This window comes from Rhodanobacter terrae, from assembly GCF_042657005.1.
Classification (GTDB): Bacteria; Pseudomonadota; Gammaproteobacteria; order Xanthomonadales; family Rhodanobacteraceae; genus Rhodanobacter; species Rhodanobacter terrae.
Genome location: NZ_JBHSNG010000012.1, coordinates 61,611 through 77,871, shown reverse-complemented (window position 1 = coordinate 77,871; position 16,261 = coordinate 61,611). Strand labels below are relative to the sequence as shown.

Genomic DNA, 16,261 nt, shown 5'->3' with positions numbered 1-16,261 from the left:
AAATCGCCTGTGTGCGGCCCGTGCGCGATGCGGATACATTGGCGTGCGGCGATCTTGATTCGTTGCTCAGCGCCCGCACCTTGCAGGCAGTGACGGGACGGCCGTCAATTCCTCGGACGCAAATCACCAGACGGGATCATCGATATGCGCACGGACAAACTCACTTCGCGTTTCCAGCAGGCACTGGCCGACGCCCAGTCGCTGGCCGTGGGCCGCGACCACAACATGCTCGAGCCGGTGCACGTGATGGCGGCGCTGCTCAACCAGCAGGGCGGCTCGACCGCGCCGATGCTGACCCAGGCGCAGGTCAACGTGCCGGCGCTGCAGCAGCGCGTCAATGATCTGCTGGAACGCCTGCCCAGGGTCAGCGGGCAGGAAGGCAACGTCAACCTGGGCAACGATCTGAACCGGCTGCTCAACCTCACCGACAAGCTGGCGCAGCAGCGCGGCGACCAGTTCATCGCCAGCGAGTTGTTCGTGCTGGCGGCGCTGGAGGACAAGGGCGAGCTGGGCGCCGCGCTGAAGGCGGCCGGTGTCACCAAGCCTAATCTCGAAGCGGCGATCGAAAAGCTCCGCGGCGGCGAGAAAGTGCAGAGCGAGAATGCCGAAGAGCAGCGCCAGGCACTGGAAAAATACTGCATCGACCTCACCGCGCGTGCCGAATCCGGCAAGCTCGATCCGGTGATCGGCCGCGACGAAGAGATCCGCCGCACCATCCAGGTGCTGCAGCGGCGCACCAAGAACAACCCGGTGTTGATCGGCGAGCCCGGCGTGGGCAAGACCGCCATCGTCGAAGGGCTGGCCCAGCGCATCATCAAGGGCGAAGTACCCGAAGGGCTGCGTGATCGGCGGGTGCTGGCGCTGGACATGGGCGCGCTGATCGCCGGTGCGAAATTCCGCGGCGAGTTCGAGGAGCGCCTGAAGGCCGTGCTCAACGATCTGGCCAAGAACGAAGGCCAGATCATCCTGTTCATCGACGAACTGCACACCATGGTCGGTGCCGGCAAGGCCGAGGGCGCGATGGATGCGGGCAACATGCTCAAGCCGGCGCTGGCGCGCGGCGAGCTGCACTGCATCGGCGCCACCACGCTGGACGAATACCGCAAGTACATCGAGAAGGACGCCGCGCTGGAGCGCCGCTTCCAGAAAATCTTCGTGGGCGAGCCGAGTGTCGAAGACACCATCGCGATCCTGCGCGGGCTGAAAGAGCGCTACGCGGTGCACCACGGCGTCGAGATCACCGATCCGGCGATCGTTGCCGCCGCCACGCTGTCGCACCGCTACATCGCCGACCGTCAGTTGCCGGACAAGGCGATCGACCTGATGGACGAAGCCGCTTCGCGCATCCGCATGGAGATCGACTCCAAGCCAGAAGAACTCGACCGGCTGGAGCGGCGGCTGATCCAGCTGAAGATCCAGCGCGAGATGCTGAAGAAGGAAAAGGACAGCGAGTCGAAGCAGCGTCTGGCCGACCTCGAAACCGACATCGAGAAACTGGAGCGCGAGTTCTCCGACCTCAATGAGATATGGAAGTCCGAGAAGGCCGCGCTGCAGGGCGCGACCAAGGTGAAGGAGCAGATCGAGCAGGCCCGGCAGGAACTCGACGCAGCCCAGCGCCGGCAGGACTACGCGAAGATGAGCGAGATCCAGTACGGCCGGTTGCCGGAGCTGGAGAAGCAGCTCGCTGCCGCGCAGGCGGCCGAGACGCAGGACTTCAAGCTGCTGCAGGACAAGGTCACCGCCGAGGAAATCGCCGAGGTGGTGAGCCGCTGGACCGGCATTCCGGTCAGCAAGATGCTCGAGGGCGAGCGGGACAAGCTGCTGCACATGGAGGATCAGCTGCACAAGCGCGTGGTCGGCCAGGACGAGGCGGTGCACGCGGTGTCCGATGCGATCCGCCGTTCCCGCGCCGGCCTGTCCGATCCGAACCGGCCGAACGGTTCATTCCTGTTCCTCGGCCCCACCGGCGTGGGCAAGACCGAGTTGTGCAAGGCGCTGGCCGAGTTCATGTTCGATACCACCGACGCGATGGTGCGCATCGACATGAGCGAGTTCATGGAGAAGCATTCGGTGAGCCGGCTGGTCGGTGCGCCGCCGGGTTACGTCGGCTACGAGGAGGGCGGCTATCTCACCGAGGCGGTGCGCCGGCGGCCTTACAGCGTGATCCTGCTCGACGAGGTGGAGAAGGCGCACCCGGACGTGTTCAACATCCTGCTGCAGGTGCTCGACGACGGCCGGCTCACCGATGGCCAGGGCCGCACGGTCGACTTCCGCAATACCGTGATCGTGATGACCTCGAACCTGGGTTCGCAGATGATCCAGGACGCCTCCGAGAACAGCGTGGGCGGCGATGCCGAGGAGCAATACACGCAGATGAAGGCGTCGGTGATGGGCGTGGTTCAGGCCCACTTCCGTCCGGAGTTCATCAACCGGCTCGACGAGATCGTGGTGTTCCGTCCGCTAGACAAGGCGCAGATCCGCGCGATCGCGCGGATCCAGCTGGCGTACCTGGAGAAGCGCCTGGCCGAGCGCCAGGTGAAACTGGAGATAAGCGACGCCGCGCTGGCGTTGCTTGGCAATACGGGTTTCGATCCGGTCTACGGTGCGCGGCCCTTGAAGCGGGCGATCCAGCAACAGCTGGAGAACCCGCTGGCGCGGGAGATTCTCGAAGGCCGCTACCCGTCCGGCAGCACCGTCGCGGTGGATGCCGCCGGCGGCCATCTGGTGTTCAAGCAAGCCTGAGGCCGCGCAAAAATCCCGGCGCGAGCCGGGATTTTTCTGGTTGTCCGGATGGCGGGCTTCACCAGCTGTAGCGCACCTTGCCGTACACGTAGGCGCCGTTGTAGCCGAACGGCGAGAAGGTCGAATACGGCAAGGTGCCGTTGTTGCTGTTGTTGGCGATGTTCTTGTCGGGGTGGATGTTCAGCGCATTGTCCACGCCCAGCGTGAAAGCCCAGTTCTGCCAGTGGTAGTTGCCTGCCAGGTCCAGGACCCACTTGGGGCTGAAGGTCTGGTCGACGATGCCCTTTGCCGGGTTGTAGGTTGCGAGGCTGCTCACGTAGCTGGTGTAGCTGCCGTAGCGGGTGAGCGTGCCGGTGAAGCTCCACCGACCGATCCCGTATTGCTCGTTGAGGATCAGCTTGCTGCGCGGCGAGGAGTTGCCGAGGTAGCCCTTGATGTCCTGGCGGTTGAGGCGCACAAAGCCTGTGTTGCCCAGGCTGCTCAGTACCGCTGGGTTGGGCTTGATGCTGGTGACCTTGTTCTGGTTGTAGTTGGCGCTGAGCGTCGTGGTCAGCGTGCCGGCGCTGCCGAAGTCCGCCAGGTAGGTGCCTACGAAATCGACGCCGCGGGTGCGCGTGTCGCCCGCGTTGGTGAAGTAGTTGACGCTGCTGTAGTTGAGGTTGGTGACGCCGTTGGCGGCCAGGTAGCTGACCACCGCCGGGGTGGTGGTGGAGATCGCACCGGACAGCGCGATGCGGTTCGTGATGTCGATCTGGTAGACGTCCACGCTCAGGTTGAGTGCGTCGGTGGGGTTCCACACTGCGCCCAGCGTGAAGTTCTTCGACTTTTCCGGCTTCAGCGGCTCGGCACCCAGGAGGGTGGCGATCTGGCTGCCCACCGGGACCAGTCCGCGGTTGTAGATACCTGCGGGAAGCCCGGGCAGGGCCCCGTTGCCGTAGAACAGCGAGCCGATCTGCGAGAAATATTCCTGTCCCAGCGAAGGCGCGCGGAAGCCGGTGGATGCGCTGCCGCGCAGGGCGAAGCTGTCGGTGAAATCGTAGCGCGCGGCCAGCGCGCCCGACGTGGTGTTGCCGAAATCGGAGTAGTCCTCGTGACGCACGGCCAGCGAGGTGCCGAGCTTGTCGGTGAGGTTGGTCTCGAAGTCGAGGTACTCGGCCACGTCGTGGCGCGAGGCGTTCACGGCATTGGCGGGCTGCCAGCCGGCGAAGCCCTGCGCACCGCCGGAGACACCGGAGGTGCCCACGTACCAGGAGGGCAGGTCGCCCGCCCGAATGGCGTAGGTCTGGCGAAGGTACTCGGTACCGAAGGCCATGGTGACGGGATTGGGCAGCCAGCCGGGCCTTAAGTCCTTGGCGATGTCGATGTCGAAGGACTGCTGGGTAGCCTTCAGGATGCCGTCGTGGAACACCGTCGGTGTGGTACCAAAGTCGTGCAGGTAGGCGTAGTTGAGGCTATTGCGCGTCTCGTAGCGCACGCGGTTGCCGCCGTAGTTGCCGCTCACGTCCCAGCGCCAGCCGTCGACGGTGCCGCGCAGCCCGGCCACCAGCGACTGGTCGTTGGAGTCGGCGTTCTCCAGCGGCAGGAAGCCGTCCGGATACACCGAGGCCATCAGCGGGTTGTTGGGCTTGGGGCTGTTGAGGCCGTAGCGGAAGAACGCCGGCGAGACGCTGTCGCGGTGGCTGAAGTGGCCGAACGCGTAGAACTCCACATTGGGCGTGATGTCGTACTGCGCGTTGAGCAGCACGTTGCTGCTGTGCACCGAGGGATCGCCCTGGCGGAAGTTCACGCCCAGCGCGGCCCACGCCGGCGAGCGGTTGTCCGGGCCGGCGCGGTTGGTGTGGTCCTCGTTGCCGCTTTCCAGCGCGACGCGCAGCCAGCCGCGGTCGCCGCTCAGCGGGATGCCGAAGTCGGCCGAGCCCAGCCACTGGCGCCCATCACCGGCCGAATACTGGCCGCCGCTCACTTCCACGTCACCCCCCTTGGCGCCCTTCTTGAGGATCACGTTGATCACGCCGGCGATCGCGTCGGAGCCGTATTGCGCCGACGCGCCGTCGCGCAGCACCTCGATGTGGTCGATGGCCGAGATCGGGATGGTGTTGAGATCCACCGGCTGCGAGCCGCGGCCGATCACGCCGTTGTTGAGCAGGATGGCACCGGGGTGCCAGCGCTTGCCGTTCACCAGCACCAGCACTTGGTCGGGCGACAGGCCACGCAGCTGCGCCGGGCGCTGGGTGTCGGCGGTGTCGGCCGCCGCCGGGCGCGGAAAGTTCAGCGAGGGGATGATGCGTGCCAGCGCCGTCGGCAGGTCGTTGGTGCCGGTTTGCTGCAGCACCTTGGCCGAGACGACGTCGATCGGGGTCAGCGAGCTGCTTTCGGTGCGGCTGTCGGAACGGGTGCCGGTGACGATCACGGCGCTCAGCTCCTTGGCCTTCTTGGTCGCCGGTGGCGTGCCGGCATCCTGCGCGGCGGCGTTGCCGGACAGCGCCAGAAGCACGGCGGCAGGCAGCCACGCCAGTGCGATCGGTTTGGAACGTTTGCTCATCGGAACTCTCCGTCTTCGTGGGTTGCTGCGTCGCAACAATTGCAGATTAGTGGCGCATCGTTATTTCGTCAATAGACGTATAGACGTCTATACGTCCAATTCGCCGGCATTGTCGGGGTCCGTGTGTACCTGGAACACTTTTGCCCCTGGCTTCAGACTACTCCCGGGGTATGGCCGGCGCCACGCGCCGGTTGGGACATTGAATTCCTCGCGAACGCGCCGATAATGGCCAACTGCCAGCCCCTCGTTGGCTGGACTGTCCGGAGTTTTCATGCCCATCTACGAATTTGAATGCAGCCATTGCGGCCACCGTTTCGATCGCCTGCAGAAGTTGTCCGACACCGATCCCTCGGTCTGTCCAGCCTGCGATGCGCCGCATCTGCGGCGGATGGTCAGCGCGCCGTCGTTCCGGCTGGCCGGCAGCGGCTGGTACGAAACCGATTTCAAGAAGGACGGCGACAAGAAGCGCAATCTGGCCGAGGCCTCGGGCGGCGGCGAAACTCGGCCCGCCGCCGGTGCGGGCGCCACGACGACACCGCCTGCAGCTTCGCCGGCACCCGCACCGGCGGCAGCCCCGGCCGCATCGAGCGGCAAGAGTCCCGACTGATCACCGCGGGCGGGGTGCACGAGGTATTCAAGGAAGGGCGGACCGCCAGATCCACCGCGGTACGACAGCAACAAGAAGCGCTACCAGCTTCGATGTCGGTCGCCAGAGCCGGGTCCGGCCGGAATCGCGCCGGCGCATGGTTGGTTCCCGGCCGGCGATTGCGCGGGCGCTCAGCCACGCAGCCGCCAGCTGGCAGGAAACCCGCCGGCAGGCCTCGCGGTGCTAATATTCGCGGTCTTTTCCATCTGCTTCAGCCGCATTGCGGCTTGCCCGGAGTTTCAAGCGCATGCGCACGCATTACTGCGGCCTCATCGATGAGTCGCTGATCGGCCGGACCGTCACCTTGTGCGGCTGGGTCAACAAGATCCGGCTGCAGGCCCATGTCGCCTTCGTCGACCTGCGTGACCACGAAGGGCTGGCCCAGGTGGTGATCGACCGCGACAACGAGGCAGCCTTTGCCCAGGCCAACGAGATCGGCAACGAGTACTGCCTGCGCGTCACCGGCACCATACGTCAGCGGGTATCGGTCAACGACAAGCTGAAAACCGGCACGGTCGAACTCGTGGCCGACACGGTGGAGATCCTCAACGCCGCGAAGGATCTGCCGTTCGCGATGCACGAGAACCCGAACGAGGACATGCGGATGACCTATCGCTACCTCGACCTGCGCCGTCCCGAAATGCAGGCGATGATGCGCAAGCGCATCCGGCTGGTGCAGGCGCTGCGCCGTTATCTCGACGAGCGCGGCTTCCAGGATGTCGAGACGCCGATTCTGACCAAGGCCACCCCCGAGGGGGCTCGCGACTACCTGGTGCCCAGCCGCGTGCATCCGGGCCAGTTCTACGCGCTGCCGCAGTCGCCGCAGCTGTTCAAGCAGATACTGATGGTGGCCGGCTTCGACCGTTACTACCAGATCGCGCGCTGCTTCCGCGACGAGGACCTGCGCGCCGATCGCCAGCCGGAATTCACCCAGCTCGACCTCGAGTTCGCGTTCGTCGAGGAAAAGGACGTGCAGGATTTCGTGGAGGAGCTCATTCGCCACGTATTCCGCGAAGTGCAGGAGGTGGAACTCGACGCGTCCTTCCCGCGCATGACCTGGGCCGAGGCGATGCGCCGCTTCGGTTCGGACAAGCCCGACCTGCGCATCGCGCTGGAACTGGCCGACGTCGCCGATGCGGTGAAGCATGTCGAGTTCAAGGTGCTCGCCGAGCCGGCCAACGCCGCGGATGGCCGTGTCGCCGCGCTGCGCGTACCCGGTGGCAGCACGCTGTCGCGCAAGGACATCGACGGCCTCACCGAATATGTGTCGCGCTACGGTGCGAAGGGCCTGGCCTGGCTCAAGGTCGAGGATCTGGCGAAGGGCCGCGACGGGATCAACTCGCCGGTGGCGAAATTCCTCGACGACGCGGCGCTGGACGCCGTGCTCCAGGCTACCGGCGCGCAGAGCGGCGACATCGTGTTCATCGGCGCCGGCAGCTGGAAGGCCGTCACCGACTTCATGGGCGCGCTGCGGCTGAAGGTCGGCAAGGATCGCGGCCTGGTCGAGAACAGCTGGAAGCCGCTGTGGGTCACCGACTTTCCGATGTTCGAGTACGACGCCGAAGAGCAACGCTTCGTCGCCCTGCATCACCCGTTCACCGCGCCGAAGGTGGACGACGCCGCGCAACTGCGCGCCGATCCGCACAATGCGGTGAGCCGCGGCTACGACATGGTGTTGAACGGCAACGAGATCGGCGGCGGCTCGATCCGTATCCACCGGCCGGAGATGCAGAGCACGGTATTCGAACTGCTGGGCATCGGCGCCGAAGAGGCCGAGAGGAAGTTCGGCTTCCTGCTGAAGGCGCTGAAATTCGGCGCGCCGCCGCATGGCGGGCTGGCGTTCGGCATCGACCGCATCGCGGCGCTGATGGCCGGCACCGAGTCGATCCGCGACGTTATCGCGTTCCCCAAGACCACCAGTGCGCAGGATCTGATGACTGACGCGCCGTCGATGGTGAGCGACGCGCAGCTGAAGGAACTGCATGTGCGCGTGGCGGCCGGCAAGGAGGCTGCCGGCTGATTCGCCGACAGCGCCCCCCGCGACCTTCAGGCGGCATGCCATGAGCGACCACGTAATCCTGTTGCACGGCTTGTGGATGCGAGGCTTCGCGTTGTCCATGCTGCATCGCCGGTTGATCGAGGCCGGCTTTCGTGTGCACCGCTTCGATTACCTCAGCGTGGCGGCGACCCAGCAGCGCATTCTCGATCGGTTGCAGGCGCGCATGGTCTCGCTGGCAGCCGAGGGCGATGCCGTGCATCTGGTCGGCCACAGCCTCGGTGGCCTGCTGGCCTTGCGTGCCTGTCTCGAAGGCGACCTGCCGCCCGGCCGCATCGTCTGCCTGGGCTCGCCGCTGAAGGGCAGTGCGGCTGCGCGCGGTTTCGCCGCCTGGGGCCGCGGCGGCGAAGTGTTGCTGGGGCACAACCGCGAATTGTTGGAGCAGGGTTTCGAGCGCTGGGACGGGCCGCGCGAAGTCGGCATGATCGCCGGCCGCATGCCGCTGGGTCTGGGCGCCATGCTGGGCCATTTTGCCGGTGAGCACGACGGTACGGTGGCGGTCGAGGAGACCCGCCTGGCCGGCCTGACCGCGCATTGCGTGGTCGAGGCGAACCATACCGGCCTGCTGTTTTCCGCCGAAGTGGCACAGCGTGTCGCCCGTTTCCTGCATCAGGGCCGTTTCGAGGCCGATTGAGCACGCCCTGCGCTGTTCTGCCTCATGCCGGGGATTCCGGCACACGATCCGAAATCAGGTAAAATTCCCGGTTCGTTCAGCTGATCGAGTGCAGGCATTGTCATGGGTAGAGGTCCGTCCATCGAAGGTCGCAAGAATGCCGAGGACGCCAAGCGCGCCAAGGTATTCACCAAGCTGATCCGCGAAATCACCGTCGCCACGCGCGCCGGTGTCGCCGATCCGGCGGCCAATCCGCGGTTGCGTTCGGCGGTGGACAAGGCGCTGTCGGCGAACATGACCCGTGACACCATCGACCGCGCGATCAAGCGCGGCTCCGGCGCCGACGGCGGCGCCGACATGCACGAGATGCGCTATGAAGGTTACGGCCCCGCCGGCATCGCGCTGATCATCGACTGCGTCACCGACAATCCGGTGCGTACCGTCGCCGACGTGCGCCACGGACTGACGAAGCATGGCGGAAACCTCGGTACCAGCGGCTCGGTGGCATTCCAGTTTCATCGCTGCGGCGAGCTGGTGTTCGTCACAGCAGGCGATGCGGCCCTGGAGGAAAAGATCCTCGAAGCCGCACTCGAGGCCGGCGCCGACGACGTGGTGAACGAGGCCGGCGAGAGCACCGTGCTGTGTGCGCCGGAAAGCTTCGAGGCAGTGCAGCAGGCGCTGGTCGCCGCCGGCCTCAGGCCGACGCATGCGGAAGTGGTGATGCGCCCGGCCAATCGGGTGGCGATTCCCGCCGAGGCGCAGGAAACGCTGCTCGACCTGATCGACTGGCTGGAAGAGCTCGACGACGTGCACGAGATCTATCACAACGCCGTGCTGCCGATCGAGGCCGCCGAATAAGTCGGAAGGCCGACGGCCTTTCGCATCGCATCCGAGATGACCCGAATTCTAGGCATCGACCCGGGCAGTCAGCGCACCGGCGTGGGCATCATCGACGTCGACGATGCCGGCAAGCTCACCCATGTCTTTCATGCCGCGCTGGTGGTGGCCGGCGAGGCCACGTTTCCGTTGCGCCTGAAACGCATATTTGACGAACTGTGTGACATCATCGCCGCGCATCAGCCCGCCGAGTGCGGGATCGAGCGCGTGTTCATGGCGCGCAATCCGGATTCGGCGCTGAAGCTTGGCCAGGCGCGCGGCGCCGCGATTTGCGCGGTGGTCAGCCGGGGGATCGCGGTGCACGAATATGCAGCAACCGAAGTGAAGCAGTCCGTGGTCGGCAGCGGCCGCAGCGACAAGACCCAGGTGCAGCACATGATCGGCGTATTGCTCGGGTTGAAGGGTCCGGTGCAAGCCGATGCCGCCGATGCACTGGCGGTCGCGGTCACCCATGCGCACACCCGCGCCAGCCTGGCCCGCGTCGGCATCCCGCGCACCGCCTGGAGACGTCGCCGATGATCGGACGTCTGCGTGGCATCCTGATTTCCAAGCAGCCGCCCTCGCTGCTGGTCGAGGTCGCCGGCGTCGGTTACGAAGTCGAGGCGCCGATGTCGACGATCTACGACCTGCCGGGCATCGGCAAGGAAGTGATCCTGCTCATCCATCATGCGGTGAAGGAAGACGGCGTGACGCTGTACGGCTTCCTGCATGAGAGCGAGCGCACGCTGTTCCGCAACCTGCTCAAGGTCAGCGGGATCGGCGGCAAGATTGCGCTCGCGGTGCTGTCCGGTGTCGCCGCCGAGCATTTCGCGCGGCTGGTGCATGCAGGCGATGTGGTTGCGCTGACCAAGATCCCCGGCATCGGCAAGAAGACCGCCGAGCGCATCGTGGTGGAACTGCGCGATCGTCTCGACGGCGTGTCCAGTCTGCCGGGCACCTCCGTTCGCGGCGATGCACCGCTGGACGCGGCTGGCGAGGCCACCGTGGCCTTGCAGCAGCTGGGCTACAAGCCTGTGGAAGTCACCCGGCTGGTTCAGAAGGTTGCCGCCGAAGGCGACAACGCCGAAGCCATCATTCGCAAGGCGCTGCGCGCCGCACTGGCAGGTTGATACGACCCCGCCGGACATTCTGCAATGGAGTTGATCCCTTGATTCACGACAACCTGCATACCGATCCGTCGCCGGACTCGAAGAAGCGTCTCGCCGCACTCGCGGTCGGCGCGGTCGGCGTGGTCTACGGCGACATCGGCACCAGCCCGCTGTACACGTTGCAGACAGTGCTGGGCGAGCGCGGCATGACGTCCGCGCCGGTGAATGTGCTCGGCGGACTGAGCCTGATCTTCTGGGCGCTGGTCATCGTGGTGTCGATCAAGTATGTGCTGTTCATCATGCGCGCCGACAACAAGGGCGAAGGCGGCATCATGGCTTTGATGGCGCTGGCGCAGCGCAGCGTTCGGGACATTCCGCGACTCCGCTGGATCATCGCGGTGCTGGCGATCTTCGGCGCGGCACTGTTCTATGGCGATGGCGTGATCACGCCGGCGATCTCGGTGCTGTCCGCGGTGGAGGGCCTGGAAATCGCCGCGCCGGGACTGGCGCGCTGGGTGGTGCCGATCACCATCGTGGTGATCCTCGGCCTGTTCTGGCTGCAGAAACACGGCACCGACAAGATCGGCGTGGTGTTCGGCCCGGTGTGCGTGGTGTGGTTCCTGAGCATCGCGGCGCTGGGTGTCAACGGCATCGTGCATCACCCGCAGGTGCTTTGGGCGCTCAGTCCGATGTATGGCGTCGAGTTCTTCCTGCACAATCATGCACGAGGGTTCTTCGCGCTCGGCGCGGTGGTGCTGGCGGTGACCGGTACCGAGGCGCTGTACGCGGACATGGGACATTTCGGGCGCAAGCCGATCCGTCTCGCCTGGGCCTTCTTCGTGCTGCCGGCGCTGTTGCTCAACTATTTCGGCCAGGGCGCACTGGTGCTCGGGGATCCCAAGGCGGCGGCCAATCCGTTCTATCTGCTGGTGCCGCAACCGCTGCTGTACCCGATGATCGCGCTGGCCACCGCGGCGACGGTGATCGCCTCGCAGGCAGTGATCTCCGGCGCGTTCTCGATGACGCGCGAAGCCATGCAGCTCGGTTATGTGCCGCGCATGCGCATCGTGCATACCTCGCGCGAGATGTCGGGGCAGATTTTCGTGCCATGGATCAATCGCATGCTGCTGGTGCTGATCCTGGGGGCAGTGCTCGGGTTCCGCTCGTCGGCGAATCTGGCCGCGGCGTACGGTATCGCGGTGACCGGCACGATGGTGATCACCACGATGCTTGCGCTGATCGTCGCGCGCTATCAATGGAAATGGAATCTGCTGCAGGTGGCAGGTACCGGCCTGCTGTTCCTCACCGTCGATGTAGCGTTCTTCGGCGCCAACCTGATCAAGGTCGAGCATGGCGGCTGGTTCCCGCTGGCGATGGGGCTGGCCGTGTTCATCATGATGACCACCTGGCGGCGCGGCCGCGAACTGGTGGTGCGCGAGATCAAGCAAGGCGGCCTCGCGTTGGCGCCGTTCATCGAGAACATCGTCCAGCATCCGCCGCTGCGCGTGCCGGGGACGGCGGTGTTCCTCACCGGCAACGTGCAGGCGGTGCCGCATGCGCTGCTGCACAACCTCAAGCACAACAAGGTGCTGCATGAGCGCAACGTGATGCTCACGGTGGCGATACTGGAGATGCCGGTTGCCGAAGAGGATGAACGCATCGAGATCACGCCGATGCACGGCGAGTTCTACGGTCTTGAGCTGCGCTTCGGATTCTCCGAAGACCCGAACATCCCGCAGGCGCTGACACGTTGCGCGCGCGCGAACCTGCCGTTCGACATGATGGACACCACGTTCTTTCTGTCGCGCGAAACCATCGTCGCCACCGATCGCCCCGGCATGGCGCTGTGGCGAGACAAGCTGTTCGTCTTCATGGCGCGCAATGCGTTGCCGGCCACCGCGTTCTTCCACATTCCCGGCAACCGTCTGATCGAACTTGGCGCACAAGTCGAAATCTGAAAGAAAACGGGTAGGAGCCCGCTGGCGGGCGATGCTCTCGCTTTGATGGTCGGATAGGAAAGATCAAAGCAACAGCATCGCCCGCCAGCTGGCTCCTACATGTGGTAGGGCAGGCCTGCCATAATGCGGATATGACCGACCACCGCATCATCACCGCTGCCGCCCAGCTCGACGACGACGCGCTGGAGGCCACCATCCGGCCGAAGCGGTTGGCCGAATATCTGGGCCAGCAGGCGGTGCGCGAACAGCTGTCGATCTACATCGAGGCGGCCAGGAAGCGCGGCGGTGCGCTCGATCACGTGCTGATCTTCGGGCCGCCCGGGCTGGGCAAGACCACGCTGAGCCATGTCGTGGCGAACGAACTGGGCGTCAACCTGCGCTCCACCTCCGGTCCGGTGCTCGAACGTGCCGGCGATCTGGCCGCTCTGCTGACCAATCTCGAAGCGAACGACGTGCTGTTCGTGGACGAGATCCATCGGCTGTCGCCGGTGGTCGAGGAAGTGCTGTATCCGGCGATGGAGGACTTCCAGATCGACATCATGATCGGCGAGGGTCCGGCCGCCCGTTCGATCAAGCTGGATCTGCCGCCGTTCACCCTGATCGGCGCGACCACCCGCGCCGGCATGCTCACCGCGCCCTTGCGCGACCGCTTCGGCATCGTGCAGCGGCTGGAGTTCTATACCGCCGACGAACTCGGCGCGATCGTGCGGCGGGCCGCCCGCATCCTGGGCATCGTCTGCGCGCCGGAAGGGGCTCAGGAAATCGCCCGCCGTTCGCGCGGCACGCCGCGCATCGCCAACCGCCTGCTGCGCCGGGTGCGCGATTATGCCGAGGTACGTGCCGGCGGCGAGATCACGCTGGCGGTGGCGCAGGCCGCGCTGGACATGCTGAAGATCGACCCGGAAGGTTTCGACGAGCTGGACCGGCGCCTGCTCGGCCTGATCGTCGAGAACTTCGACGGCGGCCCGGTCGGCGTGGAATCGCTGGCCGCGGCACTGAGCGAGGATCGCGGCACGCTGGAGGACGTGGTCGAGCCGTACCTGATACAGCAGGGTTACCTGATACGCACCGCCCGCGGACGCATGATCAGCGCCAAAGGCTGGCGCTACCTGGGGCTGACCCCGCCGCGCCAGGTGCAGCCGGCCGACTTGTTCAATGCCGAGGCGGGCGATGTCTGAGTCTCCCTTCAGCTGGCCGGTGCGGGTGTACTGGGAGGATACCGACGCCGGCGGCGTGGTCTATCACGCCGGCTACCTGCGTTTCATGGAGCGTGCCCGCAGCGAGTGGATGCGCGCGCTGGGCGTCGACCAGATGGCGTTCAAGCAGGCTACCGGGCTGGCTTTCATGGTGCGCGACATGCAGATCGACTTCCTCAAGGCCGCCCTGCTGGATGATGAACTGTCGGTAACGGTCGAAGTCAAAGAAAGGCGCGCAGCCAGTATCCTGTTCACCCAGACGATCACGAAGACGGACGGCAGCTGCCTGATTCGCGCGCAAGTGCGGGTGGCCTGCGTGGATCTGCAGCGCATGCGTCCGGCGCCGATTCCTGCTGATCTGATTCCAGCTGATCTGATTCCCGAACCTGCACCCTAGACCACAAGCCAACTGGCGGAGAACCTTCAAGCAATGAACGGTGGACTGAACATTTTTTCGCTGATCGCGGACTCGAGTCTGCCGGTGCAGCTGGTGCTGCTGGTGCTGCTGGTGTTCTCGTTCCTGTCCTGGGTGATCATCATCCGCAAGTACACGCAGACCAAGGCGGCGATGGAAGATGCCGAGGCGTTCGAGGAGCGTTTCTGGTCCGGCGGCGACCTGGCCCAGCTGTTCCGCGAGGTCAGCGGCCGCGGTGCCGACAACGGCGGTATCGAGAACATCTTCGAATCGGGCTTTCGCGAATTCGCCCGCCAGCGCCAGCGCAAGACGCATGACGTGCGCAGCGTGATGGAGAGTTCCGAACGCGCCATGCAGGTAACCGGCACGCGCGAAATCGGCCTGCTCGAGCGCAACCTGGAGTTTCTCGCCAACGTCGGCTCGATCAGCCCGTATGTCGGCCTGTTCGGCACCGTGTGGGGCATCATGGGCGCGTTCCAGGGCCTGGGTGAGATGAAGGACGTCACCATCGCGGTGGTCGCGCCGCACATCTCCGAAGCCCTCATCGCCACCGCGATGGGCTTGTTCGCGGCGATTCCGGCGCAGTGGGCATACAACCGCTACGCCACCAAGGTCGAGCGGATCGCCTCGCGCTACGACGTGTTCCAGGAGGAGTTCTCCTCCGTGCTGCAGCGGCAGATCCAAACCGACGACGCAGCCTGAGCGGAGCAGCAGCCATGCGAACCTCCGGGCGCCAGCGGCGCTACAAGCTCAAATCCGAAATCAACGTGGTGCCGTACATCGACGTGATGCTGGTGCTGCTGATCATCTTCATGGTCACCACGCCGATGATGAATTCCAGCGTCGACGTGCAGCTGCCGCAGGCCAACGCCAAGTCGCTGCAGCAGAAGAAGGACCCGGTGCTGGTCTCGGTGCTGCAGGACGGCCAGCTCTACCTGACCCTGAGCGGAGCCAAGAAGGAGCTGGTCGACGAGAACACGCTCAAGCTCAAGGTGGGTGCATTCGTGCGCCAGAACCCCGAAGTCAGCGTGCTGGTCGGCGGCGACGAGCGCGGCGCCTACGGCGGTGTGTTCAAGGTGCTGGCCGACCTGCAGCAGGCCGGCGTCGCCAAGGTGGGCTTGATGGGGCAGCCTGAGCAAGGCAAGAGCACGTCCGATGGACGAAAGTAAGGCGACGCCGAAGGCGGTCGTACTTTCCGCCATCCTGCACATCGGCATCGTGGGGTTTCTGTTCCTCGCGATCCTGCCGTGCTCAAGCTACGAAAACGCCTTCGAGGCGCTGCACCTGCCGGCGTGGATGAATCCGATCACCTGCTCGAAACCTCTGGAGCTGCAGGGGCCGATCATCGAAGCGACTCTGATCGGGCCCACCGGCAGCCCGCCGCCGAAAGCCGTGAAGGCCAAGCCGGTGCCAAACACCGTGCCGCCACCGCCGACCGTGCCGCCGCCCACACCGCCGCAGCCCGACACGCCGGTGATCAAGACGCTGCCGCCGCCGCCCGAGCATGTCGACGTGGTGGATCAGGAACGCGTGGTCGAGGATGCCGCGCTGAAGGCCGAGGACGCCAAGAAACTGCAGGAAGAAAAGGATCGCCAGCGTCAGTCCGAGCTGGACGCGCAGGCGGCCAAGAAGAAAGAGGAAGAGAAGAAAAAGCTCGACGCGCTGTTCGCCCAGATGGACGCGGCCTCGGCCCAGACCAAGAAGCTGGACAGCAAGGCCAGACAGGCCAAGCAGCAGATGGAAGACCTCAAGAACGCGCAGGATAACGGCCTGCCCGACCTGCCTGCCGCGGCGCAGCGCCAGACCGGCAACAACAGCCAGAACAGCAGCTTGGCCGACGAATACACGGCCGCCATTCAGAATGCGGTCACGCCGAACTGGCTGCGGCCGGATAACATACCCGCGGTTCCGTGCCAGGTTCACATCGTCCAATCACCCGGTGGTGACGTGATGAGTGCCACCGTCGATCCCAGCTGTCCCTACGATGATGCCGGCCGGCGCTCGGTCGAAAACGCGGTGCTGCGAACCAAGACCTTGCCGTACAAGGGTTTCGAAAGCGTGTTCCAGCGCAACCTCACCTTCACCTTCAGGCCGCAATGATCAAGCCC

At 65.3% G+C, this 16,261-nt stretch carries 14 protein-coding genes; 13 read left to right on the top strand and 1 reads right to left on the bottom strand.

The features are described 5' to 3' along the window. Positions 1 to 144 precede the first annotated feature (144 nt). Complete coding sequence (clpB, locus tag ACFPPB_RS12505) at positions 145 to 2,742, top strand: ATP-dependent chaperone ClpB (RefSeq protein WP_377327535.1); 2,598 nt, start codon at positions 145 to 147, stop codon at positions 2,740 to 2,742. A 58-nt stretch (positions 2,743 to 2,800) separates the two neighbouring features. Here the strand turns inward: clpB and ACFPPB_RS12500 are convergent, their stop codons facing one another. Further along, positions 2,801 to 5,284 (bottom strand): TonB-dependent receptor plug domain-containing protein, encoded by a 2,484-nt coding sequence (locus ACFPPB_RS12500; RefSeq protein WP_377327533.1) that lies wholly within the window; start codon positions 5,282 to 5,284, stop codon positions 2,801 to 2,803. Positions 5,285 to 5,555: 271 nt separating this feature from the next. On the opposite strand from ACFPPB_RS12500, the gene ACFPPB_RS12495 reads away from it, so the two are divergent. The 12 genes from ACFPPB_RS12495 to tolA all read left to right on the top strand — a co-directional run bounded on the left by ACFPPB_RS12495 (position 5,556) and on the right by tolA (position 16,253). Continuing rightward, positions 5,556 to 5,891: an FmdB family zinc ribbon protein gene (locus ACFPPB_RS12495; RefSeq protein ID WP_377327531.1), complete on the top strand. Its 336-nt coding sequence runs from the start codon at positions 5,556 to 5,558 to the stop codon at positions 5,889 to 5,891. A gap of 286 nt (positions 5,892 to 6,177) precedes the next feature. Then, on the top strand, positions 6,178 to 7,950 hold the full coding sequence (aspS, locus tag ACFPPB_RS12490; RefSeq protein WP_377327529.1) for an aspartate--tRNA ligase: 1,773 nt from the start codon (positions 6,178 to 6,180) through the stop codon (positions 7,948 to 7,950). A 40-nt stretch (positions 7,951 to 7,990) separates the two neighbouring features. Further along, positions 7,991 to 8,620: an esterase/lipase family protein gene (locus tag ACFPPB_RS12485; RefSeq protein WP_377327527.1), complete on the top strand. Its 630-nt coding sequence runs from the start codon at positions 7,991 to 7,993 to the stop codon at positions 8,618 to 8,620. Between the two features lie 102 nt (positions 8,621 to 8,722). Next, positions 8,723 to 9,457 (top strand): YebC/PmpR family DNA-binding transcriptional regulator, encoded by a 735-nt coding sequence (locus ACFPPB_RS12480; protein ID WP_377327525.1) that lies wholly within the window; start codon positions 8,723 to 8,725, stop codon positions 9,455 to 9,457. A 36-nt stretch (positions 9,458 to 9,493) separates the two neighbouring features. Then, positions 9,494 to 10,015 (top strand): crossover junction endodeoxyribonuclease RuvC, encoded by a 522-nt coding sequence (ruvC, locus tag ACFPPB_RS12475; RefSeq protein WP_377327523.1) that lies wholly within the window; start codon positions 9,494 to 9,496, stop codon positions 10,013 to 10,015. Beyond that, a complete protein-coding gene (gene ruvA, locus ACFPPB_RS12470) occupies positions 10,012 to 10,605 on the top strand; it encodes a Holliday junction branch migration protein RuvA (protein WP_377327521.1) in 594 nt (197 codons plus the stop codon). The genes ruvC and ruvA overlap by 4 nt, the downstream gene beginning before the upstream one ends. Before the next feature lie 38 nt (positions 10,606 to 10,643). Continuing rightward, positions 10,644 to 12,542: a potassium transporter Kup gene (locus tag ACFPPB_RS12465; RefSeq protein WP_377327519.1), complete on the top strand. Its 1,899-nt coding sequence runs from the start codon at positions 10,644 to 10,646 to the stop codon at positions 12,540 to 12,542. A gap of 131 nt (positions 12,543 to 12,673) precedes the next feature. Then, positions 12,674 to 13,720 carry a Holliday junction branch migration DNA helicase RuvB gene (gene ruvB / locus ACFPPB_RS12460; RefSeq protein ID WP_377327517.1) on the top strand — a complete coding sequence of 349 codons (1,047 nt, stop codon included), beginning with the start codon at positions 12,674 to 12,676 and terminating at the stop codon, positions 13,718 to 13,720. After that, complete coding sequence (gene ybgC / locus ACFPPB_RS12455; protein ID WP_377327515.1) at positions 13,713 to 14,135, top strand: tol-pal system-associated acyl-CoA thioesterase; 423 nt, start codon at positions 13,713 to 13,715, stop codon at positions 14,133 to 14,135. The genes ruvB and ybgC overlap by 8 nt, the downstream gene beginning before the upstream one ends. Positions 14,136 to 14,168: 33 nt before the next feature. Then, positions 14,169 to 14,855, top strand: a complete 687-nt coding sequence (tolQ, locus tag ACFPPB_RS12450) for a protein TolQ (protein WP_377327513.1) — start codon at positions 14,169 to 14,171, stop codon at positions 14,853 to 14,855. Positions 14,856 to 14,869: 14 nt separating this feature from the next. Further along, positions 14,870 to 15,322 carry a protein TolR gene (tolR, locus tag ACFPPB_RS12445; RefSeq protein WP_072758340.1) on the top strand — a complete coding sequence of 151 codons (453 nt, stop codon included), beginning with the start codon at positions 14,870 to 14,872 and terminating at the stop codon, positions 15,320 to 15,322. Further along, complete coding sequence (gene tolA, locus ACFPPB_RS12440; RefSeq protein ID WP_377327511.1) at positions 15,309 to 16,253, top strand: cell envelope integrity protein TolA; 945 nt, start codon at positions 15,309 to 15,311, stop codon at positions 16,251 to 16,253. The genes tolR and tolA overlap by 14 nt, the downstream gene beginning before the upstream one ends. The last annotated feature ends 8 nt before the right edge of the window (positions 16,254 to 16,261 follow it).

What these genes read in the sequence shown, in the direction of transcription:
- clpB (WP_377327535.1), top strand. Translation starts at nt 145, where the DNA reads ATGCGCACGGACAAACTCACTTCGCGTTTCCAGCAGGCACTGGCCGAC.
- ACFPPB_RS12500 (WP_377327533.1), bottom strand. Translation starts at nt 5,284, where the DNA reads ATGAGCAAACGTTCCAAACCGATCGCACTGGCGTGGCTGCCTGCCGCC.
- ACFPPB_RS12495 (WP_377327531.1), top strand. Translation starts at nt 5,556, where the DNA reads ATGCCCATCTACGAATTTGAATGCAGCCATTGCGGCCACCGTTTCGAT.
- aspS (WP_377327529.1), top strand. Translation starts at nt 6,178, where the DNA reads ATGCGCACGCATTACTGCGGCCTCATCGATGAGTCGCTGATCGGCCGG.
- ACFPPB_RS12485 (WP_377327527.1), top strand. Translation starts at nt 7,991, where the DNA reads ATGAGCGACCACGTAATCCTGTTGCACGGCTTGTGGATGCGAGGCTTC.
- ACFPPB_RS12480 (WP_377327525.1), top strand. Translation starts at nt 8,723, where the DNA reads ATGGGTAGAGGTCCGTCCATCGAAGGTCGCAAGAATGCCGAGGACGCC.
- ruvC (WP_377327523.1), top strand. Translation starts at nt 9,494, where the DNA reads ATGACCCGAATTCTAGGCATCGACCCGGGCAGTCAGCGCACCGGCGTG.
- ruvA (WP_377327521.1), top strand. Translation starts at nt 10,012, where the DNA reads ATGATCGGACGTCTGCGTGGCATCCTGATTTCCAAGCAGCCGCCCTCG.
- ruvB (WP_377327517.1), top strand. Translation starts at nt 12,674, where the DNA reads ATGACCGACCACCGCATCATCACCGCTGCCGCCCAGCTCGACGACGAC.
- ybgC (WP_377327515.1), top strand. Translation starts at nt 13,713, where the DNA reads ATGTCTGAGTCTCCCTTCAGCTGGCCGGTGCGGGTGTACTGGGAGGAT.
- tolQ (WP_377327513.1), top strand. Translation starts at nt 14,169, where the DNA reads ATGAACGGTGGACTGAACATTTTTTCGCTGATCGCGGACTCGAGTCTG.
- tolR (WP_072758340.1), top strand. Translation starts at nt 14,870, where the DNA reads ATGCGAACCTCCGGGCGCCAGCGGCGCTACAAGCTCAAATCCGAAATC.
- tolA (WP_377327511.1), top strand. Translation starts at nt 15,309, where the DNA reads ATGGACGAAAGTAAGGCGACGCCGAAGGCGGTCGTACTTTCCGCCATC.